20 protein-coding genes and 1 pseudogene are annotated in these 25,385 nt (G+C 43.0%); 6 read left to right on the plus strand and 15 right to left on the minus strand.

What is annotated here, in order from left to right; all coding sequences use genetic code 11:
• Positions 1-2 precede the first annotated feature (2 nt).
• Positions 3-170 (minus strand): annotated as a pseudogene (locus MiAbW_RS20005) (IS30 family transposase); the annotation flags it as partial.
• A 597-nt stretch (positions 171-767) separates the two neighbouring features.
• On the opposite strand from MiAbW_RS20005, the gene MiAbW_RS09365 reads away from it, so the two are divergent.
• The 4 genes from MiAbW_RS09365 to murI all read left to right on the plus strand — a co-directional run bounded on the left by MiAbW_RS09365 (position 768) and on the right by murI (position 6,591).
• Complete coding sequence (locus MiAbW_RS09365) at positions 768-1,994, plus strand: dicarboxylate/amino acid:cation symporter (protein WP_151695903.1); 1,227 nt, start codon at positions 768-770, stop codon at positions 1,992-1,994.
• Between the two features lie 116 nt (positions 1,995-2,110).
• Complete coding sequence (locus tag MiAbW_RS09370) at positions 2,111-3,499, plus strand: cation:proton antiporter (RefSeq protein ID WP_151695904.1); 1,389 nt, start codon at positions 2,111-2,113, stop codon at positions 3,497-3,499.
• A gap of 259 nt (positions 3,500-3,758) precedes the next feature.
• On the plus strand, positions 3,759-5,681 hold the full coding sequence (locus MiAbW_RS09375; RefSeq protein ID WP_151695905.1) for an N-acetylmuramoyl-L-alanine amidase: 1,923 nt from the start codon (positions 3,759-3,761) through the stop codon (positions 5,679-5,681).
• 97 nt (positions 5,682-5,778) lie between these two features.
• Entirely contained in the window at positions 5,779-6,591 is an 813-nt protein-coding gene (murI, locus tag MiAbW_RS09380; protein ID WP_151695906.1) for a glutamate racemase, read from the plus strand.
• A gap of 906 nt (positions 6,592-7,497) precedes the next feature.
• Here the strand turns inward: murI and MiAbW_RS09385 are convergent.
• The 4 genes from MiAbW_RS09385 to MiAbW_RS09400 form a co-directional block, all read right to left on the minus strand.
• Complete coding sequence (locus MiAbW_RS09385; RefSeq protein WP_151695907.1) at positions 7,498-8,307, minus strand: DNA adenine methylase; 810 nt, start codon at positions 8,305-8,307, stop codon at positions 7,498-7,500.
• A gap of 72 nt (positions 8,308-8,379) precedes the next feature.
• On the minus strand, positions 8,380-8,955 hold the full coding sequence (locus MiAbW_RS09390; protein ID WP_151695948.1) for a Uma2 family endonuclease: 576 nt from the start codon (positions 8,953-8,955) through the stop codon (positions 8,380-8,382).
• 196 nt (positions 8,956-9,151) lie between these two features.
• Positions 9,152-11,083 carry a transglycosylase domain-containing protein gene (locus MiAbW_RS09395; RefSeq protein ID WP_151695908.1) on the minus strand — a complete coding sequence of 644 codons (1,932 nt, stop codon included), beginning with the start codon at positions 11,081-11,083 and terminating at the stop codon, positions 9,152-9,154.
• A 170-nt stretch (positions 11,084-11,253) separates the two neighbouring features.
• The gene (locus MiAbW_RS09400; RefSeq protein WP_151695909.1) at positions 11,254-11,739 is read right to left on the minus strand and encodes a pentapeptide repeat-containing protein; all 486 of its coding nucleotides are present in this window, start codon (positions 11,737-11,739) and stop codon (positions 11,254-11,256) included.
• A 182-nt stretch (positions 11,740-11,921) separates the two neighbouring features.
• On the opposite strand from MiAbW_RS09400, the gene MiAbW_RS09405 reads away from it, so the two are divergent.
• A complete protein-coding gene (locus MiAbW_RS09405) occupies positions 11,922-12,131 on the plus strand; it encodes a transposase family protein (protein WP_238707229.1) in 210 nt (69 codons plus the stop codon).
• A 23-nt stretch (positions 12,132-12,154) separates the two neighbouring features.
• On the opposite strand, the gene MiAbW_RS09410 is transcribed toward MiAbW_RS09405, so the two are convergent.
• The 5 genes from MiAbW_RS09410 to MiAbW_RS09430 all read right to left on the minus strand — a co-directional run bounded on the left by MiAbW_RS09410 (position 12,155) and on the right by MiAbW_RS09430 (position 18,393).
• Positions 12,155-12,916 (minus strand): sulfite exporter TauE/SafE family protein, encoded by a 762-nt coding sequence (locus tag MiAbW_RS09410; protein ID WP_151695911.1) that lies wholly within the window; start codon positions 12,914-12,916, stop codon positions 12,155-12,157.
• Positions 12,917-13,468: a DUF2854 domain-containing protein gene (locus tag MiAbW_RS09415; RefSeq protein ID WP_151695912.1), complete on the minus strand. Its 552-nt coding sequence runs from the start codon at positions 13,466-13,468 to the stop codon at positions 12,917-12,919. It abuts the gene before it with no gap.
• A gap of 308 nt (positions 13,469-13,776) precedes the next feature.
• Entirely contained in the window at positions 13,777-15,459 is a 1,683-nt protein-coding gene (locus MiAbW_RS09420) for an alpha/beta hydrolase (RefSeq protein WP_151695913.1), read from the minus strand.
• A gap of 329 nt (positions 15,460-15,788) precedes the next feature.
• Positions 15,789-17,099 carry a mechanosensitive ion channel family protein gene (locus MiAbW_RS09425; protein WP_151695914.1) on the minus strand — a complete coding sequence of 437 codons (1,311 nt, stop codon included), beginning with the start codon at positions 17,097-17,099 and terminating at the stop codon, positions 15,789-15,791.
• 1 nt (position 17,100) lies between these two features.
• A complete protein-coding gene (locus MiAbW_RS09430) occupies positions 17,101-18,393 on the minus strand; it encodes a sugar ABC transporter substrate-binding protein (protein WP_151695915.1) in 1,293 nt (430 codons plus the stop codon).
• Between the two features lie 779 nt (positions 18,394-19,172).
• On the opposite strand from MiAbW_RS09430, the gene MiAbW_RS09440 reads away from it, so the two are divergent.
• Complete coding sequence (locus tag MiAbW_RS09440; RefSeq protein ID WP_151695916.1) at positions 19,173-20,516, plus strand: chloride channel protein; 1,344 nt, start codon at positions 19,173-19,175, stop codon at positions 20,514-20,516.
• Positions 20,517-20,665: 149 nt separating this feature from the next.
• Here MiAbW_RS09440 and MiAbW_RS09445 read toward each other — a convergent pair whose 3' ends face one another.
• The 5 genes from MiAbW_RS09445 to MiAbW_RS09460 form a co-directional block, all read right to left on the minus strand.
• Positions 20,666-21,094 carry a DUF29 domain-containing protein gene (locus tag MiAbW_RS09445; protein WP_151695917.1) on the minus strand — a complete coding sequence of 143 codons (429 nt, stop codon included), beginning with the start codon at positions 21,092-21,094 and terminating at the stop codon, positions 20,666-20,668.
• Positions 21,095-21,172: 78 nt separating this feature from the next.
• Positions 21,173-22,924: a mechanosensitive ion channel family protein gene (locus tag MiAbW_RS09450; RefSeq protein ID WP_172967359.1), complete on the minus strand. Its 1,752-nt coding sequence runs from the start codon at positions 22,922-22,924 to the stop codon at positions 21,173-21,175.
• A 113-nt stretch (positions 22,925-23,037) separates the two neighbouring features.
• The gene (locus MiAbW_RS20010; RefSeq protein ID WP_238707230.1) at positions 23,038-23,214 is read right to left on the minus strand and encodes a hypothetical protein; all 177 of its coding nucleotides are present in this window, start codon (positions 23,212-23,214) and stop codon (positions 23,038-23,040) included.
• A gap of 15 nt (positions 23,215-23,229) precedes the next feature.
• On the minus strand, positions 23,230-23,961 hold the full coding sequence (locus MiAbW_RS09455; protein ID WP_238707231.1) for a hypothetical protein: 732 nt from the start codon (positions 23,959-23,961) through the stop codon (positions 23,230-23,232).
• A gap of 3 nt (positions 23,962-23,964) precedes the next feature.
• On the minus strand, positions 23,965-25,368 hold the full coding sequence (locus MiAbW_RS09460; RefSeq protein WP_151695918.1) for a glutamate decarboxylase: 1,404 nt from the start codon (positions 25,366-25,368) through the stop codon (positions 23,965-23,967).
• Positions 25,369-25,385 lie beyond the last annotated feature (17 nt).

The following is a 25,385-nucleotide window of genomic DNA, read 5'->3' on the forward strand; positions in this document are numbered from 1 at the left end:
ATTCAAGTCTGAATTGCATCACTGTCTGATCTAGGTTTATAGAATACCTCATTCTGGGTACGATAGTCAAGACATTTTCGAGGACGATTGTTAATCAAGTTTACGTCTCTTTCTACCTCCTCTGGTTGGCTCTTCTGGTTTCTGTGTGGAGGGAAGAAGAATAGGGATAATTTTCCAGAAATATAGTCTTCAAAGCCTTGCCTAGCAAGAGTTCTAAGAATAATAATCAGGGCTTATCACACAAAGTCGAGAAGAGCCTCTGGTTTAACGATTTTAAAATTCTTCACCTTAGGGGACGAATTGTCTTAATGGGTGCATCTCATTTTTGTAAATCTACTCAGTCGCTATTTTTAAAGGTAAACTCTCTGCTAAAATTGGCTGTTATTTCCGATTTTTTCCCTCAATCCATGCTTTAGGGAAGGATAATACTTATGTATTATCTTAAGAATGACTGATAATTGCCGATTGTCGGTATTTCTGCAAATGTGAGATGCACCCGTCTTAATAGTCCATTAGTATGCTCTTTTAATCGCTTACTTTTCGTTTCGATCCGCCTCGACTCTTTGTTAAGATGTTGGTAGCTTATTATGGCGGATTCAGACTCAGTCTGTATAGAGAAGCCGCCGTAGTGTCTCTGATTTCTTGTTGTTAAAGATCGGACAATACCTGATGAGCCTTTCCTAGTCAAGCCTGTAGGCTGACGCGTTTCATTTTTGAATTGACACTATACTACCCCAAATTAGTCTCGGAATTCTCAACTTAACCTCATGAATTTATCTAACCTGATCTTAGTCGCCCTCGCTGCGGGAATTGTTTTCGGTGCGCTGCTGAATGGCTTTTTTCCTACGCTAATCCTGCCTTTAGATGACTATATTCTCGCGCCAGTGGGACAGGTTTTTCTGCGCTTAATTCAATTTGTGGTGGTGCCGATCGTTTTTTCTTCCCTTATTTTAGGATTAACCCGGGTACAGAATGCGGCGCGGATCGGTAGATATTTACTCAGATTGATGACTGGCTATCTGCTAACCAGTACACTTGCTCTGTTAATTGGCATGGCGACGGCGTTGCTATTAAAACCGGGAATAGGTTTAGAGGGATTTGCCACTAATGCCGCCATTACCACCAATACACCCGTATCCTTGAGAGATTGGCTGATTAGCTTAATCCCGGTTAATCCCCTAGAAGCTCTTACTGGGGGCAATCTTTTACAGGTAATCGTGACGGGAGTTTTATTTAGTATCGGCATCGGACTGGCCAAAGAGGGGGCAAAACCTTTTATTCTCTTGATAGACAGTCTTTATCTAATCAGCGAGAGAATCCTATCGGTGATTCTTTATCTAGCACCTGTGGGGGTATTTGCCCTGATTGCTTCGGTTATCGCCACCCAGGGATTAGAATTAGTGGCGAGACTTTTTTTCTATGTTTTTGGTCTGTTTTTGGCTAGTGCCTTGATGATTGGGGTGTATGTTTTGCTCCTTTTTGCCCTCAAAGGAGAACCTCGACGCTTTTTTGCTTCTTTATCGGAATCTTTATCCTTAGCTTTCGGTACTGCTAGTTCTAACGCCGCTTTACCAGTAGTTTTGCGGGAAATTCAAGAATATGGTTTACCCGAAGATATCGCCAGTTTCGCTATTCCCTTGGGAACGGTACTAAAACGCGATGGTTCGGCAATTTTACAGGGATTTAATGCTCTTTTTATCGCTCAGGTGTACGGAGTTCCTTTAAGTCCCTCTTTGTTATTAGCGATCGCACTGAGTGGTTTATTGGTTTCTTTTAGTACCCCTGGAGTCCCCGGCAGCGCATTAATTACCATGACTACCGTATTATCGGCGGCGGGTTTACCATTAGAGGGAGTGGCTTTAGTAGCGGGGGTCGATCGCTTGACCGATGGCTTTAAAACCGTATTAAATGTGATCGGTAATACAGTTAATGCCATTCTGCTCAATTACTGGGAATCAGGAGAAAAGGAAAAATCCCTAGAATTAAAAAACTAGCCTCACCTAGCCGCGGCTGAACCCTCGTAGAAGTTAGACAAAGGGCAAACTTTGATAGGGAATAACTGAATAGGCCGCCAGCTTGTTAGAGTATTGGGAGTAATTTTGAGCGAGCGATGATACTACAGCCTTTCCTTTCTTCCGATTGGAGTCCTAATCTTTCCCTGTTAGCCTCGGCAGCTACGGCCGAAACTGCTGATAGTGCCTTAGTTTTAGCCTGCGTGTTGCTGAGTTTGACCGTTATTTATTTCGCCTGTAAACTGGGGGGGGAAATATGCGTCCGATTCAACTTGCCCCCCGTGTTAGGAGAATTAGTCGGTGGCGTGATTATCGGGGTTTCTGCCCTAAAATTACTGGTTTTTCCAGAAGGAGGGGCGGGATTCGAGGATTCTCTGCTAATTCACTTCCTAGAATCCACTTCACCCCTCACCCCCGAGCAATCTCCCGCCGTTTTTAGTGCTGCCAGTGAGGTAATTTCCGTCCTCTCGGAATTGGGGGTAATTATTCTGCTGTTCGAGATCGGTTTAGAATCGGACTTGCAGGAATTAATTCGCGTCGGTCCACAGGCAGCTGCTGTCGCAGTGGTGGGGGTTGCGGTTCCCTTTTTGGTGGGTACTTTGGGTTTAATCTATATCTTTCATCTGGCCACCATTGCCGCTATTTTTGCTGGGGCAGCTTTAACAGCTACCAGTATCGGCATTACCGCCAAGGTTTTAGCAGAAATAGGGAAGTTATCGGCGAAAGAAGGTCAAATTATCATCGGTGCAGCAGTTCTCGATGATATTCTCGGTATTATCGTCCTCGCTGTCGTTGCTTCTTTGGTGAAGACCGGAGAAGTGCAAATTAGCAAAGTAATTTATCTAGTTATTAGTTCTAGCGCTTTTGTGGTCGGGGCGATCCTGATCGGTCGTTTTTTAAACCCCTTTTACGTTCAATTAGTTAATAGCATGAAAACTAGGGGACAATTGCTCTTAGTTTCCCTGATTTTCGCTTTTATTCTTGCCTATATTGCCCAAGTTATCCAATTAGAAGCGATTCTCGGTTCCTTTGCTGCGGGTCTGGTCCTAGCGGAAACGGAAAAGCGCTCGGAATTGGCAGAACAAGTGTTCCCGATCGCCGATTTATTTGTACCGATATTTTTCGTCTGTGTGGGGGCAAAAACCGATTTAAGTGTCCTTAATCCCGCTATTCCCAGCAATCGAGAAGGATTAGTCTTGGCCGCTTTCCTAATTGTCGTCGCTATTTTGGGTAAAGTGGTGACGGGGTTGGCCGTTTTCAGCCAGGAAAAACTCAATCGCTTGGCGATCGGAGTTGGTATGATTCCCCGGGGTGAAGTGGGTTTAGTCTTTGCTGGAGTCGGGGCTGCCAGTGGTGCTTTATCCGCCGCTACCGATGCGGCGATTATTATGATGGTGATCTTGACTACCTTTATCGCTCCGCCCCTGTTAAGGTTAGTATTTAAAGAACCTACCGCCAGCCCTCAATCAGTGAGCAGTGAGCAGTGAGTTAGGAGTTAGAGGATAGGGAGATGGGGAGATAGGGGAATTTCAACTAAAACCCCAACACCCAACACCCAAAACCTCAACACCCAATCCCTGATCACTGATCAGAAACATAGCAGACCATGGCAACGTCCCATAAGCTTGTTTTTATTGATAGTCATTCTCAAAGCATTAACGGAGCTATGGATGGCCAAAAATCGACAAAATCGTCCATTTTTACCGAAAAAAGGTAACTGATAACTGAGGAACGGGAGCATCGATCATGAGATTTCATTGGTTATTCCTAAGCGCATTAACTTGGTTGCTGGTGGCGGCCCCTGCTTGGGCGGGCAAGCTCGTCTTTTGGCGATTCGACACCAATGAGAATCGTCTGGTGTTCACCACCGACAATCGAGTGCAACCGCGAGCGCAAATGATCACTAACCCCACCAGGATCGTGATCGATCTGCCCGGGATCAAGTTAGGGCAACCCAATATTAACCGGCCCATTGGCAATATCGTCAGAAGTGTCCGTATCGGTCAATTTGATGCGGAAACTACCCGTTTAGTGATTGAATTAGCCCCCGGCTACACCGTTGATCCTCAACAGGTAAAAATTCGCGGAATTTCGCCCACCCAATGGACAGTGGAACTGCCAGAACCCCAACCGATTAGGGAGGAAACGCAACCCCCCGTCACCCCTGAACCCAATTCCACCCCGAACCAAGGTTCCACTCGTCCCACTCCCCCACCTCCAGTTAGCCAGACGGACAACAACGATGATTTTCAGGTGACTCGCAATGGTCTTTTTATCCGTTTAGAGCAGAATGGTGATGAGCGATCGATCCGCAGTCAACGCAGCCGGGACGGCAAAAAAATCGAATTTGAATTACCCGGTGCCACTTTACCCAGCAGTCTCACCGGCCAAACTATCCCCGTCAATCGTTATGGGGTCGGTGATATTCAATTCAGTCAGACTGCCAATCAACGGGCCAAGATTTCCCTAAGTGTTAATAAAGATAGTCCCGATTGGCAAGCTCTCTATAGTCGTTTTGGGGGCTTGGTTTTACTGCCTAGGGGTGGTCTGAGTTCCGTGGATAATATCTCCTCACCTCCCCCAACTAGCGCCACTAATCCCAATCCCCGTCCCAATAATCCCCCCCCGAAAACTCCTAATAATCCCCCCCCGAAAACTCCTAATAATCCCCCTTCTAGCAATCGTTTGGCCACGATCTCCTCGATCGATCTGACGGGTAATAACGATCGCCTGTTAATTCGCGCGGATTCACCCCTGAAAGCTAACGGCAGTGTTAACCGGGATGGTGTCTATGAACTACGCATCGACAATGCTAAGTTAGCCGAGTCTTTTCGCGGTCCGCGCTTCGGTCGCTATAGTCCTATCTATCAATTGCGGGTACGTCAGGAAAGTGCCAATAAGGTGCTGATTTTGGTACAGACCGCAGCAGGGTTTCAATTAGGTCAACTCAATCAGTCGGACAGTCAAACCCTAGCCCTAGAATTGCTTTCCTCCCGCAATTCTAGCCCCGTTTCCCAAGTTCCTGACTCCACCACTATCCCTGTCCCTTTACCCCCCAATACGGGGCAATTTAACCCACCTCCGCGCCCCTCTAACCCCACCCCTAATACTCCTCGACAAGGCAATGGCCGCTTTCTCGTGGTTATAGATCCAGGCCACGGTGGTAAGGATCCGGGTGCGATCGGAATTGGTGGCCTTCAGGAAAAAAACGTGATTCTGCCCATTTCCCTAGAAGTTACCCGCATCCTGCAACAACAGGGCATCGATGTGCGTCTAACTAGGGATAGCGACTTTTTTGTCACCCTGCAAGGTCGCACGGATCTGGCTAACCGGATCGATGCGGATCTATTTGTCAGTATCCACGCTAACTCTATGGGGAAAGCACGACCAGATGTCAACGGATTGGAAGTTTATTACTTCGGCGATAGCCGCTTATCGGACACCATCCATCGCAATATTGTCCGTAGTGTCGATATGCGCGATCGGGGGGTGCGTCGAGCCCGTTTTTATGTGCTGAGAACCTCGAAAATGCCCTCTACCCTCGTGGAAGTGGGTTACGTCACCGGTGCTCAGGATGCTCCTAAATTAGCCAATGCCAACTTTCAACGACAAATGGCTGCGGCGATCGCAAGGGGGATTATTGAATATATTCAACGAAATCTCCGTTAATGATTAAATCATTGGAGTATTCGTTTACCAATCAAAAAATCCGTGTTTTAATATCATCAAATAAAGCTACTTTAGATCAACGTTTTCCTCGATATCTATGAGAGAATCACAATTTAGTCCGATTGGTGTGTTTGATAGTGGTGTGGGTGGACTGACCGTTTTAAGGGAGTTGTATCGACAACTGCCCCAAGAATCGATTCTCTATTTCGCTGATACCGCTAGACTTCCCTACGGAACCCGTTCTAAAGGGGAAATTATCGAATTTGTCCAGGAAATTCTCACTTGGATGAGCGAGCGCCAGGTGAAAATGGTGATTATGGCCTGTAATACCAGTTCCGCCTTGGCTTTAGAAGAAGTACGGGCCGAATTTAAAGATTTACCGATTTTGGGGGTAATTTTACCCGGTGCCAAAACTGCCGTTAAACAAGGAAAGCGCATTGGGGTGATTTCTACCCCGGCTACGGCTAAAAGTAATGCCTATAAACAAGCCATTCAAGAAATCGATCCTACTGCCCAAGTTTGGCAAATTCCCTGTCCTGAATTTGTCCCTTTGATCGAGGCTAACCGCATTTTTGACCCCTACACCACCCAAGTAGCTAGAGAATATCTTCAGCCTTTACTGGCAGAAAATATTGATACTCTGGTCTATGGTTGTACCCATTATCGCCATCTTTCCCCGGTTTTACGTCGTCTTTTACCTAGTTCCGTGCGCTTGGTAGATCCCGCTGCTGCCGTTGTCCGATCGGCGGAAAAAGAGCTAGAATTATTAGGGCTAAAAAATCCCGAAACACCCCTACCTACTAGCTTTGCAGTTAGCGGTAATCCTGACACTTTTGCTCGTTTATCTCGTCAATGGCTCGGTTTTTCTCCTCAGGTAGAAAAGGTTTATTTGCCTGTCCCCGTTTTATAGCCGTTAGCCCTTTCAGTGAGCAGTAATCAGTGAGCAGTAATCAGTGGAAACTGCTATTGACAGCCTTTCTCGTCAAGGTGAAGCACCGACACTAATACTTCACAGAAACGCTGTAATACTGCTCACTTAAAACTCAAATCCGATCAACTGATAACTGATGACTGATCACTGATTAGGAGTTGATTTTAGCTTTTTTTGCGATCGCTAGTAAGAGATAGATCACCAGTAGATACACCATTGGTAACACTAAGGTCATGGTAGGCATTGTTTAATTAGGGAGGAGAGAAGATAGTTAAAATTAGGTGGGCTCGACCTTTCCCCATTGATCATTGAATGACTAGCGACGAGAAAACTAGCTAAATCTGCAAACAGATCGAGCTTATCCGTCAGTCACTCTGCCAAAGGACTGCGATCGAGTTGGACAGGTAATCGTCTTCAACTCCATTGCTCCCACTAGAAACTGACGAGAAAAAATTCCTCATCTTAACAATTCCTAGGCGAGAACTGGGGGTTAATTTCTGGCAACTGCCACTATCAACTTAACATAAGTTGTCAAGGACTGGGAAAAAATTTTTTTAGGCTCGATCGAAAGGAGAATAATCGAGATTTTGCGAAGAAGATTGTCGTCGTAATCAACCATGACTTGAGAATAATTTGACCAGCAAAGCTAGGATATTTGTCAGAATCTCAAGCATAAAAAGGCAATTTTTTAATTTATTTGAGTTAAATATTAGATAGGACTAAATCTGTTGTCAATAGCGTGATTAACTCCCGATCAAACTTTAAAAAACCACTCCCTGCTCCCCTCTCCCCTATCTCTTTTAAACAGGATTTAGTATATTGGGTAACAGCAGTAAGCTAACACATAAGATTAGCTTACTGCTACCCAGTGCCTTCGGCATCGCACTAATAATTTTTGATCATTAATTCTCTCCCCGCTGCTGCCTGTCCTTGTTTATAATTATTCATACCATACTGAAGATTCCACTCGATAATATGGGCAAAATCAAAGAGTTTTCGTATCTCTGGACAATCATCGTAGGTAATTAACCATTTAGCCTGACATTGACGCATATTATCGGCAAAACGTTGATGATCAAAGCTAGTATGTAAATTCCCTCTTACGCCGTACAAACGGGATTTTGTGGCACTATAGTAGGGGGGATCAAGAAAGATAAAAACTTCTTTTCCCTCAGCAAATAATAATTCTTTGTAGTCTTGGTTAGTAATTTTTACCGATGCTAATAAGGGCGCAATTTGAGTTAATCTGGCAATTGATGAATCAGTAAATCTACTGGTAAAAGCTGCTTGAGAATACCCCCCCGAATCCACTGTTCCCGAAAAAGTAATCCGATTTAAGATAAAAAAACGCACCGCCTTTTCAAAGTCGGTTAACTTTAAATCTTCCCTTGTCAAATCTTGAAATAATTCTCGTCCGCTATCATATTTCTGTTTAATTTCTGTTATTTTTGCTACCAATAACTCAATATTTTCTTGAGCGCATTGCCAGAAACAATATAAATCATAATTTAAGTCATTAATCCAATAGGTTTTTATTTGTTGTTCAAAGAGTTGCTTAACAGCAAAAAACACAGAACCACCACCAAAAAAAGGTTCTCGATATTCCCTAATATTAACAGGAATTTGCGGCAGAATTTGCTTAATTGCCCGGGATTTCCCCCCTGGATAGCGCAAGGGACTTTTAATTTTTGACATTTTATACTAAATCCGTTTATTATTGAATTTCTTCTAACGACCAAGTTAGTCATCGTGCTTCTCCCCAGACTTCTACTTACTTTGTCTAGCTTGACCAACTTTTAGCCATGCAAAGATTTGTTGTGGAGTCAGTGTCAACTCAACCCCTGCAATTACCTTAAGCTGGTCATCCCCTCTGCAAACTTTCGGCTCTTGTTGGGGAGTAAACATTAAAACAGAATAATCATCTGGATCAAGCATCCATCCTAATTTACTGCCATGTTTTAAACAATGTAAAATGTTGTCAATTACACGGTTTACCTTTTGATCCGGTGAAAGAATTTCGATAGTCCAATCAGGTGCTTCCCTAAAGTCGTCCTCCGGTTCACCTGCTTCATTTAGGTTAATTCGATTCCATGCAATTACCGCCACATCAGGAACGATCGAACGCCCGCCGAAGGTACATCGCAACTCAGGTAAGGCTGTATAATCAACAGTGTGGCTGTCAACCGCAGCTAAAAGACGTTTTTGCAGGATAGAGTGTCGAGTCTTAGGCATGGGTTTCTGAATTGCGACTCCATGCAAGTATTCCCATGCTGGAGAATCCTCCAAATATGGCAATTTGAGGAAATCTTCAAGGGTGAGACTCTCAGTCAAGGAAGTCGTCATCGGTTCAAGCAAAGGTTTTTTTTGTGACTTTATTATAAATGAACTTTATCTGGGTTTCTTACCCACGATTCAGGTATATTTGAGGAGAATTTGCCCTCTCAATTGTTCAGCAAAAATCGACCAGATCGGTCGATTTCTTAACTATTCTGACTATTTCACGAAAATGTTCGCAGGCATAACCAATTAGATTAACCATCTACTTAACTGTTGGTTTGCGGAATTTGGAGGGAGAGGGAAAATATTCTACCCGTTCATTTTTAAGTGCTTGTGCCATGAAATCACGCCAAATGGGAGCGGCAAAACCACCACCGGTGATACCTTTACCTAAAGTGCGGTTTTGGTCATCTCCAATCCACACCGCCGTGGCTAATTGGGGAACATAACCGACAAACCAGACATTTTTCTCGTTATCGGTAGTACCGGTTTTTCCCGCTGCCGGACGACCGATTTGGGCCGAGGTGGCTGTTCCCCCTTGAATAACTCCCTGTAGGACAGAATTGAGGGAAGCGGTGGCCCAGGGGTCTAAAACTAGCTTCGGTTTGGGTGTATTATCGAGCATGACGTTACCCCGGCTATCGGTAACACGCATGATAAAGGTAGGCTCAGAATGCCAGCCATTACTGGCAAAAGTAGCGTAGGCCCCCGCCATTTCCAGTGGAGTCACATCCACGGATCCCAACGGTAAAGAGGTGACGGCAATTAAAGGACTCTCGAAACCCAGCAGACGACAGACTTCAATGACTTTATTGATCCCGACACGACGACCGAGAACAACTGCGGGAATATTCAGAGACTGCACCAGAGCGCTACGCAGGGAAACCGGGCCAGAAAAGCCGCCACCGTAGTTTTTTGGGCTATAGAAGCCGCCAGCCTCGCGAAAACGGACGGGAGCATCATTAACCACGGTTTCGGGGGTAAAACGACCACTAGCGAAGGCAGTATAGTAAACAAAAGGTTTAAAAGCTGACCCCGGTTGACGACGGGATTGAATAGCGCGGTTTAATTGACTTTTATTGTAATCAACGCCACCGACGAGTGCCTTGACGAAATGGGTGCGGGGATCCACAGCTACCAGAGAAATTTGTAGGTCCTTGGTGCGAATACCGCGACCACGCAAGCTATTATAGGCCTTTTGAATGGTGGACTCGGCCATGTTTTGAAAGTCGAGATCGATCGTGGTTTGAATCCGCATTCCCCCTTTAGTTAGGGTTTCTTTGCCAAATTTTTGCCGCAATTCTGCCACCACTGCATCGGTAACGTAGGGTAATTTACTTTCTTGCCAAGCGGTGGGTTGACCCAGTTTCAGAGGTTCCTTTAAAGCGGCCTTTTCCTGTGCGGGGGTAATCCAACCTAAGCTACGCATCCGACTGAGAACCAGTGCCTGTCTTTCCTTGGCGGTTTTATAATTATTAAAAGGACTATAAACTTCTGGCGCTTGGATTAATCCGGCCATCATCGCCGATTCTGCTAAATTTAACTGGGCAGCGGGTTTATTGAAATAACTTTTAGCGGCGGTTTGTACTCCGTAATTATTATGACCCCAATAGATATTGTTGAGGTACATTTCCAGAATGTCATTTTTGCTAAAAACCTGTTCCACTCGTACTGCCAGGACCGCCTCGGCTAATTTGCGACTAACGGTGCGCTGATGGGAAAGAAAGATATTTTTGACTAACTGCATGGTGATAGTAGATGCACCTTCCACCACACCGCCACTTTTCCAGTTAGCGACCACTGCCCGACCGATACTATTAGGATTAATACCACGATGGTGATAAAAATGGCTATCTTCGATCGCCATCACTGCGCGTTTTAGATTGGGAGAGATTTGATCGAGTTCCACCACTTCCCGATGCGCTTCTCCGTGTAAGCTGGTCAGGGGTCTGCCTTTAACATCGTAGATATAACTGGTTTCCGTGGGAACGTAACCCCGTAAAATCCTCACATCGGGTAAATTGCGGTAACTGATCGCTAATCCTACCATAGCCCCCGTCACCACGGCCGTGGATACCATCAACAGGCCGAGAACAGTTCCCCCCGCAACCCTAGAGACTCCCTGGAGAAAGCTATCGGAGGAACTACTGGACTGCTGCTCTTTGTCTTGATTGCCGAGGGTACTGGTGGACACGATGGTTACAATTTCCTTTTTCCAAGAGGGGACTGACCGATTAAACTGGCTTGAAAGTCTATTCTAAAGGTTTTGTTAAAAAATTGAATACTAGCTTACAGGAATTCTGGCCGATCTGGCTCTAGTTCGATCAGCCCTGGCAGTGCGATTAGGGGCAGCATAGTTAGATATCAGGGACAAAATAGGGTATCGCGGGTATTTCTGCCGGTTACTGGGTTAGTTCCCGTGGCTCTCTCACAAAGATATTTTTCCACATCGGAGCGAATAATTGCATCGGTAAAATCCGCCCCGTCGATAATTGCACCTTTGATTAAAATGTTAGTGGCAAAAGCACCTTCGAGAACGGCATTGGTAAAGTTGACTTTGGTTAAACGGGCCGATTCTAAATCCACATTTCTCATATTGGCATCGCTAAAGTTAGCCCCCTCCAAGTTGGCAGAAAAAAAGCGTACTCCTTCGAGATTGGCATGACTGAAGTTACTACCGCGCAGATTAGAGTGATCAAAGGTGGAATCGCGCAAATCCTGCCCCGCAAAGTCGTTATCGGTCAAATTACGGTTATTGTAACTGAGGGCTTGGGCCGGAGCCAACGAAGATAATAATACTAATATACTAGCAAAAAGGGTTAGTAGAGTTTTGCGAGAAAATTGCGCCATATTGCCACCTGATCGATCAACCTTTTCTATAATAAGCTGTACTGCCTTAAAACTGCATACTAAAAATTTTAGTACAAATGCTCAAACTGCCATTCCCATCTCCTCAAGTGGCGTAAATATCTGCGTAATCTTGACTCAGATTAAGTTTTTTGTCAAAAAAATATCTATTTGTTATCTGATAGATGCTAGGGTTTTTGAAGGATAAAATTGATAATTTTCCCCTGATTAATTTAATCAAGCTCAAACCTAAAACTACGGGACAGCATTTTTTAGCGATCAAAGCTCCTAAATTAGAAAAAATCAAGGTAAATTTATTAATTGATACCATTACGCTGACTCTCTGTGCTGTTATTGGTGGGGCAGAAACTTGGGAAGACTACCCTGATCATTAAGATAACTACTATAACTTGGTTTGTTAACGAAGAAAATAAACTATAGCGGTAATAATACTCAGAATTACCACCGTCCAGCGCAGATCACTAGGAGAGATAATTCTGGCTAGTTTTCCCCCCAATAAACCCCCAATTAAAGAGCCAATTGCTACCACTATCGCCGCCCACCAATACACCTGATTAGAAAAGAGAAAAAAACAAGCTGCGGCCACATTAACCACCAAAGAAAGCAACTGTTTTAAAGCATTTAATCTCGTGAGATTATCCTTGAGAAACAAGCCCAAAATTGCCAACTCGATTACACCTAAACCCGCCCCAAAATAACCACCATAAATTGAAGCAAGAGCGATGGGTAAAACTGCCAAAATTTCTGGTATATGACCATTTTTGTCCCCCTGTCGCCGCTGCAACCAAGAACGTAAAGTATCTTGAAAAGCCAATAGAGCCGCCGCTAAAAGAATCAGAAAAGGAATGAGGCGGTCAAATACTTGATCGCTGCTATTTAACAGCAAAATACCACCGATAATGCCGCCAATAACTGCCGATGGTAGCAATAACTGAATCCGTTTTTGTTGCCCGTGCAGGTCTTTTTTTTGGGCGAGGGTTGCCCCCAGATAACCGGGGCATAAAGCGACGGTATTAGTCACATTTGCCATCACCGGTGGGATACCCACCGCCATCAGCGTCGGAAAACTAATCAGACTACCGCCACCGGCAAGGGCATTAATTAAGCCGGCAGCCACCGCAGCGATTGCCAAGAAGCCATACTGAATAGGCGTGAGCATTTAGGCGCTAGGGATAGTAATTAGCGATAAATCAATTTTTTCCTCATCAATTTGCTTAATTTCGGCTCTAATTCCTGGTCCAAAGTATCTTTCAATTTTTTCCTGTTTTGCCAGCCACTTTTCTAGGGGTAAAAGGGGCGATTCAAATTCTAGGGTGAAACAATAGGCGGAATCAACAGCAGTTTCACGAATTCCCACTAAAGTCGGTCTTTCCTCGTCGGTGGGGCTTAATCCCAGCTTTTCTAGGGCTTCATCCAGATGCACTTCCTGTCCGTAGCGATAGCGGGTGACATCGTTGCGAAGTTTGGTTTGGGTGACAGTAGCCTGTTGTTGGCGCAATTGCAAGATTTCGGGGCTAGTGGGTTGACTGAAGGGTATCGGTTTGATTTCTGAAGCTTTTAGGGCTAAACCTCCCAATAATAAAGGTAATCCGTAGAAAAAACCCGCTAAATTGACCGTGGCGTTACCTTGGGCATAACCGATGATCCCGATAACCGTTAAAATACTGCCTAAAATTAAGCCAAAGTATGATAGTCTAATTTTTCTGAGCATGAAATAATTTTTTTCTTGAGTACGCTAATCCTTTAGAGATTATACAACTCAAGAGAATCTTTTTTGCAGATGGGCAGTAGGAAGATTTTTCAGTTATCAGTAAACAGTCATCAGTCATCAGTGAAAAGAAAGCGGCGAACTTGACACTTAATAAGTAAGTAATCTCAATTAACTGTTAGATAGTGGGACAGGTTTCAGTTTCTTTGTATTTTATCTTTGATTGTAACCAGCTACTTAGTTGATGATAGGTGGTGCGTCAGGAATTTTTGCCGTCTAACGCACCCTAAGTTTTACTATTGCAAGAGTGCCTATTGCCGATGTACTCGCAATTTCTCAATTAATTGAGATAATTTCTCGTCAGAAGCGGCAGTAATAAAGTCTAATTTAAACTTTTGTCCCTGACTGAGATATTCTGTATAACTAGACAGAAGAAAAGGACGAAACTTGTCATTATCAGCAATATAAACTTCAAAAAAAGCGACAAATAAAGCCCCCGCATAATCCCCAATTAAATTTTGATCGGGTAAAGTGATATTGACCACAGACTTCAGTGTTTTTTGCATTCCTGCATCCAATTCCGTAAAATTTACATGAGCTTGTCCCTCCACCATGGCCAGATATTTATCCGGCGTTTTTAACCAAGTAAAAGGAATGGCCTGTTCAAAAATCGGATTAGCTGCTGGGTCATAACTTCCTGAACCCAAGAGGACAGGAATCGAGATTTTACTTAAACCTTTTTCTCCAAAAATACTGCGGTTAACGGGATTAGCTGCAAAGACAGCCGTGACTCGTTCATCGCGAAAATTATAGACCTGTCTAGGCAATTCCAGGGCGCGACATTCCAGTAAAATAGCGATATTAATCCCGGAATAAGGACGGTTGCAATCTTTAGCAAGATTATCAAAATCAATTTGTGCGCCGGCAACAGCTAGAGATGTATAACCCCCGAAGGAATGACCCGCTACTCCCACATTAGTGAGGTTAAGTTTACCTTGAAATTGACTAGCATTACGTCTTGCTAATTCATCGATGACAAAGCTAATATCTTTGGGTCGATTAATAAACTCATCTCGATCAAAAATATTGCGATAATACCCCCCTAACATTCCTTGTAGGTATTTGATATCACTGCCGGGGTGTTGCGGTGCCGCTACTAAAAATCCGTAGGAAGCTAGATGTTCAATTACTTGGGCATAATCTTCCGGTCGCGAGGCTAATCCGTGGGAAAAAATAATTACAGGTGTTTTGCCTTCTCGGAAAGTTTCCGGGATATAAACATCCACATATAAACTGCGATTGCGACTGCTATCGGTTAGGTTCCAAACTTCTTTTTTTACCTGAAAGCTACCGCGCTGACGCAAATCGGGTAAACGGGCATAATTAATCGCTGGTTTAACGGCAGCCGCTTCCTCGGCTGTCCAGAGGCGCATATCTTTAATAAATATTTCCGCCACATAAATGGCATAATCAAGGGCTTTAGCTAATCCGAGGATTTCTTCCCCCTGTAACTGGATATTATTGGGGAATTTTTTCAGGACGTTTAAAAGGGTTAAGCCTCCCGGTTCAAAAGCGGCACTAACAATCGCACTCCGCAGGGCATATTTACCATTAATTCCCCCTTGAATGGTGATACTTTTCCCCAAACGAGAGAGCATATCAGCACCCATTACACTATTAAAAAAACGAGATAGTAAAACAGGATCGATGTCAATTTTTGTTAATAAAGCCTCACGAAACTGCTCTCTTGCTTCGGGAGTTGCTCTGGCCAGAAAATTTTTTAAATTAGCATCGATTTTTCCTTCTTTAGCGAAGGTTTCTAGGGATGCTACCGATACAGAAAAGACGAGGGGAGTATAAACAAATTCAATTTCTTCGGCAGCTTTTAGGGGTAAAGCGGTCATAGTGGCGGCGAAAAGACCTAGTAGAAAAGCTCGCAGCCGACGGGTGGGATTATTTCTGGAAAAACGATTCTGTAAACTGGTGATAATCATGGAATTGTTAGTTAGGGTAGATGACAGCAATTAAAGGAAAAAAGTGTTACGGCGATTGATGTCTAAGTTCAACAAACATCGATAAAGCACCAAGCAAATTAAAAACAAAAAGCATGAGCAAAACCTCGAAATATTAATCTGGGTGATTTTGATTCTAGATTATTGAGTATTTCTGAATATACTATCTAACCTAGATATTATATGAAAGTTGTTTTTATGTCAAGATATAAACTATTAACAAAAAACAATAAATAGATGAATTTAATAAGTGAAAGTGATATATTTGGAAATGAAAATAATCAGATAGGGTTTTTGACTGGGATAAATTGCTAATCATTGCGAATATGAATATCTTGTCGCGGGAAGGGAATCTCGATACCCTCTTGAGTAAACAGATCAAGAATAACACAATTAATATCACTAATGACTCGCTTTTTCCTGTTAACATCATTCAACCAGAACTTTAATTCAAAGTTTAAACTAGAATGATCAAAATTAAGAAAAAAGGCTACTGGTTGCGGGTTTTTAAGTATGTGAGGATGTTGATCAGCAATGTCTAGCAATAAATTCATCACCTGTTTTGCGTTAGAATTATAACCAACTCCGATAACAATTGAACAATAAATCAAGTTATCACTACCAGTATAGGTGGTGACATCCTCAGTGAAAAACTTTTGATTGGGGATAATTTTTTCAGAATTATCTGTAAGGATTTGCACTGTTGTGGCTCGAATACCTAGCTTTTTTACCTGAGAAGTCTGTCCTTCAATATTAATTATATCACCAGGTTTGAGAACTTTTTCAAATAATAGTAAAATACCGCTAACAAAATTACTGACTACTTGCTGCATACCGAAACCAATACCCACAGATAAACCGCCAGTAATTGCCGCTACTGCCGTTGCATTAACTCCCACATAACCCAAGATGAGAATAAAACCTAAGACAATGAAAAAATAACGTCCTAACAGCAAAGTTGCTTCAATTTCACCGCGACTAGCTTGCTGATTTAAATTAGCAATACTCAAAATTATAGTCTCTATAATATCAACAAAAATTACCAGAAAATAGGGAGCTATTATCAAAATAAATATGCTTCTCAATGTGATCGGACTATTGAATAAATTAAAGGGAGATACTTGGGCAATTTCCTGAATATTATTGTAGAAACCAATCATGGTTCTCAGGAGAAATAACACCAGTAAAGGTGCTAAAAGCCGGAAATGATAATATTTAATTGTATTGACGGAAAACTTGGCGTATAGTCCAGCTAATAAACCACGATAAACTAGATAAAACCACAGGAGTTTTATAGATAAACTAATCATTCCTCTTGTCCAATTTTGACTTAAAAAAATTAGATAATTTAAGTCAAGTAAAATTATACTAATAACTGGAAAATTAAGAAACTGTATCAGGATAGCAAAATATTGACGGAGGGTTAAATTTTTATCACTATGAATAAAACTGGTGACGTGAGGGAATCTTTTTTTTAAGTAAAACCATAACCATTGTGACAATAACCAAGCAAGAATTAAAGACAGAAAAATAATCGTTAATTGGTTTTGAACGTCTCTGCGTCCTAAAAATAATAATTGGTTAGCAATTATTTCCGAAAGAGAGGGAATATTGTTGTTCATATTAATTTATTTTCTTGACTTCCTGATCGAGATCTGATTGAATATAAAGTGTCAGTTGCTGGGCTGCTTTTGAGGAAGATATTTCACCAGCGATCGCTCTTTCATACCAAAATTCTCCTTCTTCTAAAATTTGATTCAACTTTTCCCAATCATCCAGAGGAACTGCCACGGCATTTTGAGATTGTTGTAATAATACCGATTCGATCGGTAGTAAATTTCCTTCGATCTGCACCCGTCGATTAGTGGGAATAAAACTTTCTGTTTGGATGATTGCTTGCAATTGTTGTTCGGGATTAGTGAGAAATTTTCCTAAAGCTAATCCCAAACGATTTTCATTATCACTATTATTGCGATTAAATACCATCACCCGTGTATAGAGAATTGGTGCTGCTTTACCTTGAGTTTCTTGGGGAAGTAAAGCGACTCTGAGATCATCTTGTAGGCTGTTTTTTAAATCGGCAATTTCAATAGAATTACACACATAATAGGTTAAGCGGCCGCCAGCAAAGGCCTCATGAAGTAATTCCCGTTGACGATTGAGGATAAAATTAGGCTGTGACGAGGCAAATTTTAGCCATTCTAGCCATTTTGCCCAACCATCCAAGCGAGGTTGCATCCGACCCTGATCATCCCACAAATAGCCGCCAAAAATTGCCATTCCCCAAAAAGTATCTTCAAAAGAGGACACCATCCCCACAGAATAACCTTTGCGCGCACGTTCCACTAATCCCTCTAAACTGGTGGGAGGTTGCTTCAGCAGCGGATCGGTACTAACTTGTAATTTTTTTTGATTATAACACAGTACAGTAGTACGAGAACCTAAGGGAATGCCATAGATTTTTCCTTGATAGCTAACTTGTTTCAGCGTTGGGGGATAATAAATAGATAAATCTAGATTTTTCTGGTCAATTTCCTTCAGTACTCCTTGGGATACTAATTTGGGTATATTTCTCGAAAAAATTAGAATAACACTCGCACCTAATCCGCTTTGAGATTGTTTAAAAAAACGTTCGGGTATCTCATCGATAGGAATAGCTTGTTCAAGAATTGTCACCTGCGGATTTAATTTTCTAAACTCTTGCAAACCGAGACCTAATAATTTAGTTAAATTTCCCTCTTCTGGATACCAAACCAAAAGGGTTCCTTGCCGTTGCTCCGATGATTGGTTAGGAAGATCACTAAAACAAGCATAAAGAAAAATTGGCATCAAGATAAAAAGCAATAGGAGCGATATAATTCTCCTTAGTTTTTTACTTCTCCAAGCAGTTTTAACTCTAAGCATTAGGGATTGCATTGATCGTGAGCCTTAAAAAATATTGTCATATCTTTATAGTATCATGAAAGTTTACCCAATAATCTTCAGGATAAACATAATTTAACATGATCCTTTGTCAAGAGCCTCCAATCTAGCAACAATTACAGCTTAAAACGCACAGTTTTAAGCTGCTGACCTATCTAAATTACTTGTTAAGAATGCAGGGGATAAGGGAGAGAGTAAGTGTCCTAGTTTGTTTTCTAAAACTCTAATATCCAGTTTAAATGCACTACAGTTGACCAGTAAATACTCAACCTGAAAGCTAATCATTAAATAACTACCTCTTAAAAACCCAAGTGAACCCCATAAAAAAGATAAATTTGTTCGACATTCCTGACAGCAAACAATTATTACTTGTCCGAAAAAGCCGAAAATATGCCGATCAAAAAGCCAAGATAACCACCTAAATTTAACACCACGATCCCCCATCTAGATATTGAAAATGCCAAGACCAATAACTATGACAAACTTCAACAACGGCTAAATAACTGGGTTGTTCAGAACATATTATGCTAAATTACTTAGTGATTAAGGATAGGGCGAAGTCCATAGGGCAATACTTGATCTATGGACCTAAGGCTTGCTCCCCCTCCCAACCTTTTCAGGAAAAAACTTAGTCAGATCTACGGTATAGCGCACCTAAATAAAATGTCAACCCCCTCCGTTTGCCGTCGTGCGACACCTGACTTCTAGGGCCTACCCGTTCACGTCTTTACTTATCACCGAGATCCAGCATTAAATGAGGGTAATTCAACTCTATGGCAAATAATAAACCACAACCTCTGTTAACTAGGGTAGGCCGCTGGGCTGTTGCTGGTCTGCTCGGCGGTTTGATCGGCTCTCTGGCCGCAGTACTACTGACTGAGGCAATTAAGCAAACCCTCAGGATTGCCTCTGGCCTAGACAACGTCTGGCTACAGCTGCTGCCTCTGGTGGGCGTTAGCTTAGCAGTGCTAGTCCTGTTTGGACTGGGTAGGGGCCAACCCGTGCAGACCTTAGCTCCCCGGGAGGCCACTGTCTCTGGCCGCTGGGGTTCTCTTATGGCCTGGTACTCTTTCCCCCATGACATTGCTCGCGCCGACCTGACCGGTGACGTGGTTAACGCATCCGGGGCAGAAGAGCGCTTCCCCTGGAATCTAGCACCGTTGCGGGCTTTGGCTATTCTCTCCACTGTTGGACTGGGTGCGCCCATGGGAACAGAATCACCGGCGGCTCATATTGGCGTGGCGACAGGAACCTGGTTAGGTAGCATAAATCCAGCCCTGAATCAACTGGTGCGGCCGCTGGCAATCGGCGGCGGGGCGGCAAGTGTTTCTGCCCTGATGGGAATCCCGCTGGTGGGCAGCTTCTTTATGTTTGAGTTGAGTCAGCGACGCCAGGTTCCGATCACCCCGGAGCGAGTGGCGGCGATGTTAGCTGGGGGACTGGTGGGATGGGGAGTCAACGTTGCCTTTAAGCTGCAACTGATCCGGCTGGTCGTGCCGCAGGTTGCCCCGACTGACTTCTGGGATGCGGTGGCTGCCACTTTGTTGATCGGAGCGATCGCTGGCACGATTACAGCCCTCACTGGTGAGGCGATCTACTGGGCCAGAGGCTTGCGGGACAGGCCCGCCACTCGTCTCCTGATCGGTGGCCTGGTGATGCTATTATTGGCGATCGTGATCGGACAGGTGGCGACTCCCGCCGCGGCTTTTGGTCCAGGGGGAGCCGCTATCGTCTGGGCCGAAAACATTGAAACGACTCCTTACCACCTGTTGGCGGTAGCTCTGCTCCGGGCTGCCGCCACCACTGCTGCGGTTTTAGCTGGGGGCTGTGGCGGCGTGTTTGTCCCTTTTCTGGCGATCGGCGACCTCAGTGGCCGGGTGTTCGCCACCACCTTTGAGATTTCGGGGGATCTGGCCGGTGCCGCAGGGGCAGCGGCTGGTATTGCGGGCGGCTATCGCCTACCTTTGACCGCCGTGGCGATGGTACTGGGGGTAGGGGGTCCAGGGGCAGCCCAGCTAACCTGCCTTGCTACAGTGGTCGTCGCCGCCCTTTCGGGATTGGTGGCCGCACGGGCAGCCAATCAACTCTCTAGTTCCCTGCGGGCAATGATCCGCTAGAAGCCACGCTTAGGTCTCCACTGAGCCGAAAATTTAGGTGATTGCGGTTGTTAGTTGGTGAAGAATTGGGCGGGTAATTACCTCCTTTAATCTCATACCCCTAAAAACGATCGCCCTTAGCTCTAGCAGCAAACTGCGATCGCCTTTTATCATTCCGACAAATGAAGAGAACGATTTAAAATATCCTTAATACCGTAGGGACAAACGGGGGGAAACTCTAATCCCGTCTCTCTAAAGGCATCGGAACAAGCAACAGCATAGAGTTTAAATAGGCTTTCATCGGTTAAATATCGCTTTAAACTGGGGCTATCGTCCAAATAAAGCCTAATATTAGCTCTTTCTCGTTGAATAGTCCCCAGCCAACTGTGCGATCGCCTTTGAGGTTGATAGTCCCACTTTAATAAATGATGCAAAATTAATCTGAGACTAGCGAGTAAGCGATCGCGCTCCCGTTTCGACAAATCCCGCACCTCTTCGACTAAATTCTCAATATCTAACTCGGAAAACTGACCAGAGGCTAATAAATCGGCCATTTGTTCGGCCCAAAGTCCAAAGTCTTGCTCATAGGATGCCGTCATCGATTTATCTCCTTCTAAGCTCAATTAACATTATATTAATAATCCGCCAACAGTGAGGGCTTAAAAACTGATTTACTATCATAATGTGTTGTTTTCTTGATTGTCTGAAGATTGAACGCGAAAGGGAGGCGCAACATAATCGGAAGGTAAATAATTTTCGGGAATGGTTGTTGTATTTCCATCTCGTAGGGCGGTGTAATTGGGAGAGAGAATCTCAATCCCGGCTTCGTTACACTTATCTTGAATATTTTGATGGAGTTCTGAATAAATTATTACCATCAAATTGGGTTGGTTAGTGTAAGCGTTTAACTGATAACTGATGTAAAAATTATCTAGGCTAGTTTGCAGGACAAAAGGGGCGGGTTCTTTGAGGATATGCTCGGTTTCTAAAGCCGCTTCAATTAAGGTTTTGTGGGCTTTTCGCCAAGGCAGATCGTAACCTAGGGTAATCGTTGTCTGAATAATTAGATTTCTGTTTAATTCCCGCGAGGAAATACTAAAGTTAATGACATTACTACTTAATAAAGATGAGTTAGGAATAGTAATGATTTTATTAGTGGGAGTGCAAATGCGAATGACTAGGAAGTTTTTTTCAATTAGATCGCCAATTACCTCTCCTACCTGAATGTGATCTCCGATGCGAAAGGCACGGGTATAGATAAGAATAATTCCCCCAATAACATTGGCGATCGCTGAAGTAGAACCAAGGGATAAAAGAAGACCAAGAAAAACAGAAATGCCTTGAAAAGCTGGAGAATTAAAACCGGGCAAGTAGGGAAAAGCCACTATTGCTGCTATGGCAAGAATTATGACTAATAGGATATTGTAAGTCGGTTTAGCCCAATCAGTATAAAAACCAGGAATAACCAGATTTCCTCTTTCTATTGCTGTAAAAAAGGGCTTGATTAACCGGATTAAGTAGTAGGTTATAAAAATGATTATGGCAATAATAAAGGCATTGGGAAGATATTGGGCAATAGAGGATAAAACCAGTTCTAATGATTGATAAAAATAACCTAAAATACTCTCGCCAAAAACTCTTGTCCAGGGAAATAAACGAAGTACAAATGTGGCATAATGAAATAATAATAAAAACAGAACAAATAAGCGAATTATCCGAAAAACTCGCAGCCAAAAAAAGCTGATTTTAGAGGAAGATACAATCTCGATATTCCCGATTTGAATGCCCGGTGTTAAGGATTCAATCAAACGTCTAATAAAGGGAAATAGCTTCCCTGAAATTTTGATAACTGCAAAGCTAATAATCAAGAAAGCAAAGGTGGCTATAACCGTATAAATGATATTCTTAAGTAGTTGTTCGGGTTTTCGATCTTGGCGATATTGAGCGATAGCGACCTGAATTTTTTGTAAAGCTTGTTGAGCTAAAACCTCCGGCGTTGAACGATAGGCTTTTGCATCTCGCTCCGTCACCGTTAGAATTACTTCTTGATCTACACTTAAATAAAGTGAGTTATCATCAGGAATCTGCTCAATTGTCAGGTTCTCCACAGGAATAGAATCATTTTGAGCAATTCTTTCAATTCTCCGGGTAACAGCGTTAGCTCTCTCCTCCGCCGAAAATGAAGAAACTCCCCGCCGGATAAAAAAGAGGGGTTTTCCATCTAACATAACTGGAAAGCCGTCAATTTTATTTTCTGGTTGTGTCGGATTTTGAGCTATTCCCAAAAGAGGGGTACTTAGAGTCAGTAGTAAAACTACGATCAATATTACCAAAGTATGCCCAGTTTTTTTTATCCATCCTCTAGCTCTAGATGGTATAGTTGGCATTAAAGATATTTGATTAATATCGAAAAATGATACAAATTTCATAGGATTAACTCAGATTTTTATCTGTGTAGTAGGGTAAGGTTCAGTAATTACTGTCCTCGATGAGATATAGATATCCTAGGTTGAGACAGGAGGGAAATTTTCACAGATGAAAGCTATTCTTGCAACATTTCGGGAATCATTAAATAACTACCTCCTAAAAACAAAAGTGAACCCGATAAAAAGGAGAAATTTGTTCCCCATTCCTGACAGCAAATAATTGTTCCTTGTCCAAAAAAGCCGAAAATACTGCCACTCAAAAAGCCAAGAGAACCACCTAAATTTAACACCATAATCCACCATTCTATCTATTTAAAATGCCAAGACCAATAACTATGATAAACTTCGACAAAAGCCAAATAACTAGAGGTGCAGAAATGAAGAGAAGCAAGGGTACTAGGAATCCAAATTAACAGATCATCACTCTGCCAACTTAAACCTTGTGCCATGGCAAAAAAACAATTAATATTGAATAGACAAGCTCCGATAAATTGAATGAAAGTTACCCAATATTCAAGGCGATCAGGTTGCCACGCAAACCATTTAATTTTAATTAGTTTGGGTAAGGGATGGGAGACAGTACCGATTTTTTCCTCCAGTATTTCTGCATCCCGAATCAGAGTAACATCTAGATTTAAATGAATAGCTTCTAAAAAGGCAGCATAGGAACCAAAAGTAAAACAAACTGAACCGATAAAATTAATGACAGAAATTCTCTCTAAGGGGGGATGGGGAAACATCATCGGAATTGCCCCGACGACGAATAAAATTGAACCAATGGTAAAAATAAAACCGATCCACCAGGTTAAATTATCTAATTGCCAAGTCCAGTATTTAAAAGGCTTTAAGTTCGAGGAAATTAAGTCAGAAGTGCTAGATTTCATTTCACTGCTATGGCGTTTACGAAAGCGCCGAGATGACCAAATATGAAAATTTCCTTGGGCAGTTCGGTGAATAATTCGTGTGGAAAAATTGGCAACACCAAAACTTTGTAAGGGTTGCCAATTTTTGGGAAATTTAAGCGAGTTTTTCCTCAACATCTGTTAGTGATGGAAATGGGAACCAGATAGTTTTGACTGATAATTAGACTGAGATTTAAAGAATGCGATCGCTGACCGAATATCCCGCAACAACAGATCCGCCATATCGCGACTAAATCCCTCTTTGATCACCACGCGCTGCACAGTTAAATCTTGGCGATTTTTGGGCATTGTATAGGCAGGAACTAACCAACCACGCTCGCGCAATTTATCGGCTAAATCGAATAAACTATAATTAGTTTGATCGCTAATTGTCTCCTTTAATTTCCAAGCAAAAACCGGAATAGTGCTGCCATCGGTAATCAATTCAAACAGTCCAATCTTAGCAATTTCCCCCGATAAATACAGAGCCGTATCTCGACAGGCTTGATGAATTTGTCGATAACCCTCTTTACCCAAGCGTAAAAAATTATAATATTGGGCGACTACTTGATTGCCAGGACGAGAAAAATTCAGAGCAAAATTAGGCAGATCGCCGCCTAAATAATTACAATGAAAAATTAATTCTTCTGGCAATTCTTGCCGATCTCGCCAGATAATCCAACCGACACCGGGATAGACTAAACCGTATTTATGTCCGGAAGCATTAATCGATTTAACCCATTTGAGGCGAAAATCCCAGACTAAATCGGGATCGAGAAAAGGGGCGATAAAACCACCACTAGCGCCATCGACGTGCAGGGGAACTTGCCAGCCAGTTTCTCTGTTCAATTTTTCTAGGGCATCATTAATTTCTTGGACTGGTTCGTAACTACCATCAAAGGTACTACCCATAATGGCAATTACCCCGATCGTATTCTCGTCAATTAGTTTAATTGCTTCCGTCGCATCGAGATGAAAACGATTCCCTTCCATCGGCACAAAACGCGGTTCTACCTCCCAATAACGACAGAATTTTTCCCAACAAACCTGCACATTAATACCCATGACTAAATTAGGTTTATCGGTGGGTTTACCCTCTTTTTGTCGGCGTTTGCGCCACTGCCATTTTAAAGCCATGCCTCCCAACATCGCCGCTTCACTGGAACCAATGGTAGAACAACCGGTTGCGGCTTCGCCTTCGGGAGCATTCCAGAGTCTAGCGATCATATTCACACAACGCAGTTCAATTTCGGCGGTTTGTGGGTATTCATCCTTGTCGATCATGTTTTTATCGAAGGTTTCCGCCATTAATTGTTTGGCTTCCGGTTCCATCCAAGTGGTGACAAAAGTAGCCAGATTCAGGCGAGAATTACCATCAAGGGCGAGTTCATCCCGAATTAAATTGTACGCCACCGCCGGCGGCATTTCCCCCTCGGGAATCTCGTATTTAGGTACAGCGGAAGTCAGGGCGCGGGAGGCATAGGTGGGGGTAATTAGTGCCTCTTCTGGACTGAGGCGATCGAGATTAATTTTCTGATGAACCATAACTTCCTTGATAAAAT

The sequence above is a fragment of the Microcystis aeruginosa NIES-4325 genome, from assembly GCF_008974145.1.
GTDB classification, from domain to species: Bacteria; Cyanobacteriota; Cyanobacteriia; order Cyanobacteriales; family Microcystaceae; genus Microcystis; species Microcystis aeruginosa_G.

What these genes read in the sequence shown, in the direction of transcription:
- MiAbW_RS09400 (WP_151695909.1), bottom strand. Translation starts at nt 11,739, where the DNA reads ATGGCGCAATTTTCTCGCAAAACTCTACTAACCCTTTTTGCTAGTATA.
- MiAbW_RS09385 (WP_151695907.1), bottom strand. Translation starts at nt 8,307, where the DNA reads ATGTCAAAAATTAAAAGTCCCTTGCGCTATCCAGGGGGGAAATCCCGG.
- MiAbW_RS09420 (WP_151695913.1), bottom strand. Translation starts at nt 15,459, where the DNA reads ATGATTATCACCAGTTTACAGAATCGTTTTTCCAGAAATAATCCCACC.
- MiAbW_RS09450 (WP_172967359.1), bottom strand. Translation starts at nt 22,924, where the DNA reads ATGAAATTTGTATCATTTTTCGATATTAATCAAATATCTTTAATGCCA.
- MiAbW_RS09425 (WP_151695914.1), bottom strand. Translation starts at nt 17,099, where the DNA reads ATGAACAACAATATTCCCTCTCTTTCGGAAATAATTGCTAACCAATTA.
- MiAbW_RS09370 (WP_151695904.1), top strand. Translation starts at nt 2,111, where the DNA reads ATGATACTACAGCCTTTCCTTTCTTCCGATTGGAGTCCTAATCTTTCC.
- MiAbW_RS09405 (WP_238707229.1), top strand. Translation starts at nt 11,922, where the DNA reads ATGCTAGGGTTTTTGAAGGATAAAATTGATAATTTTCCCCTGATTAAT.
- MiAbW_RS20010 (WP_238707230.1), bottom strand. Translation starts at nt 23,214, where the DNA reads ATGGTGTTAAATTTAGGTGGTTCTCTTGGCTTTTTGAGTGGCAGTATT.
- MiAbW_RS09455 (WP_238707231.1), bottom strand. Translation starts at nt 23,961, where the DNA reads ATGTTGAGGAAAAACTCGCTTAAATTTCCCAAAAATTGGCAACCCTTA.
- murI (WP_151695906.1), top strand. Translation starts at nt 5,779, where the DNA reads ATGAGAGAATCACAATTTAGTCCGATTGGTGTGTTTGATAGTGGTGTG.
- MiAbW_RS09440 (WP_151695916.1), top strand. Translation starts at nt 19,173, where the DNA reads ATGGCAAATAATAAACCACAACCTCTGTTAACTAGGGTAGGCCGCTGG.
- MiAbW_RS09390 (WP_151695948.1), bottom strand. Translation starts at nt 8,955, where the DNA reads ATGACGACTTCCTTGACTGAGAGTCTCACCCTTGAAGATTTCCTCAAA.
- MiAbW_RS09375 (WP_151695905.1), top strand. Translation starts at nt 3,759, where the DNA reads ATGAGATTTCATTGGTTATTCCTAAGCGCATTAACTTGGTTGCTGGTG.
- MiAbW_RS09445 (WP_151695917.1), bottom strand. Translation starts at nt 21,094, where the DNA reads ATGACGGCATCCTATGAGCAAGACTTTGGACTTTGGGCCGAACAAATG.
- MiAbW_RS09365 (WP_151695903.1), top strand. Translation starts at nt 768, where the DNA reads ATGAATTTATCTAACCTGATCTTAGTCGCCCTCGCTGCGGGAATTGTT.
- MiAbW_RS09410 (WP_151695911.1), bottom strand. Translation starts at nt 12,916, where the DNA reads ATGCTCACGCCTATTCAGTATGGCTTCTTGGCAATCGCTGCGGTGGCT.
- MiAbW_RS09430 (WP_151695915.1), bottom strand. Translation starts at nt 18,393, where the DNA reads ATGCAATCCCTAATGCTTAGAGTTAAAACTGCTTGGAGAAGTAAAAAA.
- MiAbW_RS09415 (WP_151695912.1), bottom strand. Translation starts at nt 13,468, where the DNA reads ATGCTCAGAAAAATTAGACTATCATACTTTGGCTTAATTTTAGGCAGT.
- MiAbW_RS09460 (WP_151695918.1), bottom strand. Translation starts at nt 25,368, where the DNA reads ATGGTTCATCAGAAAATTAATCTCGATCGCCTCAGTCCAGAAGAGGCA.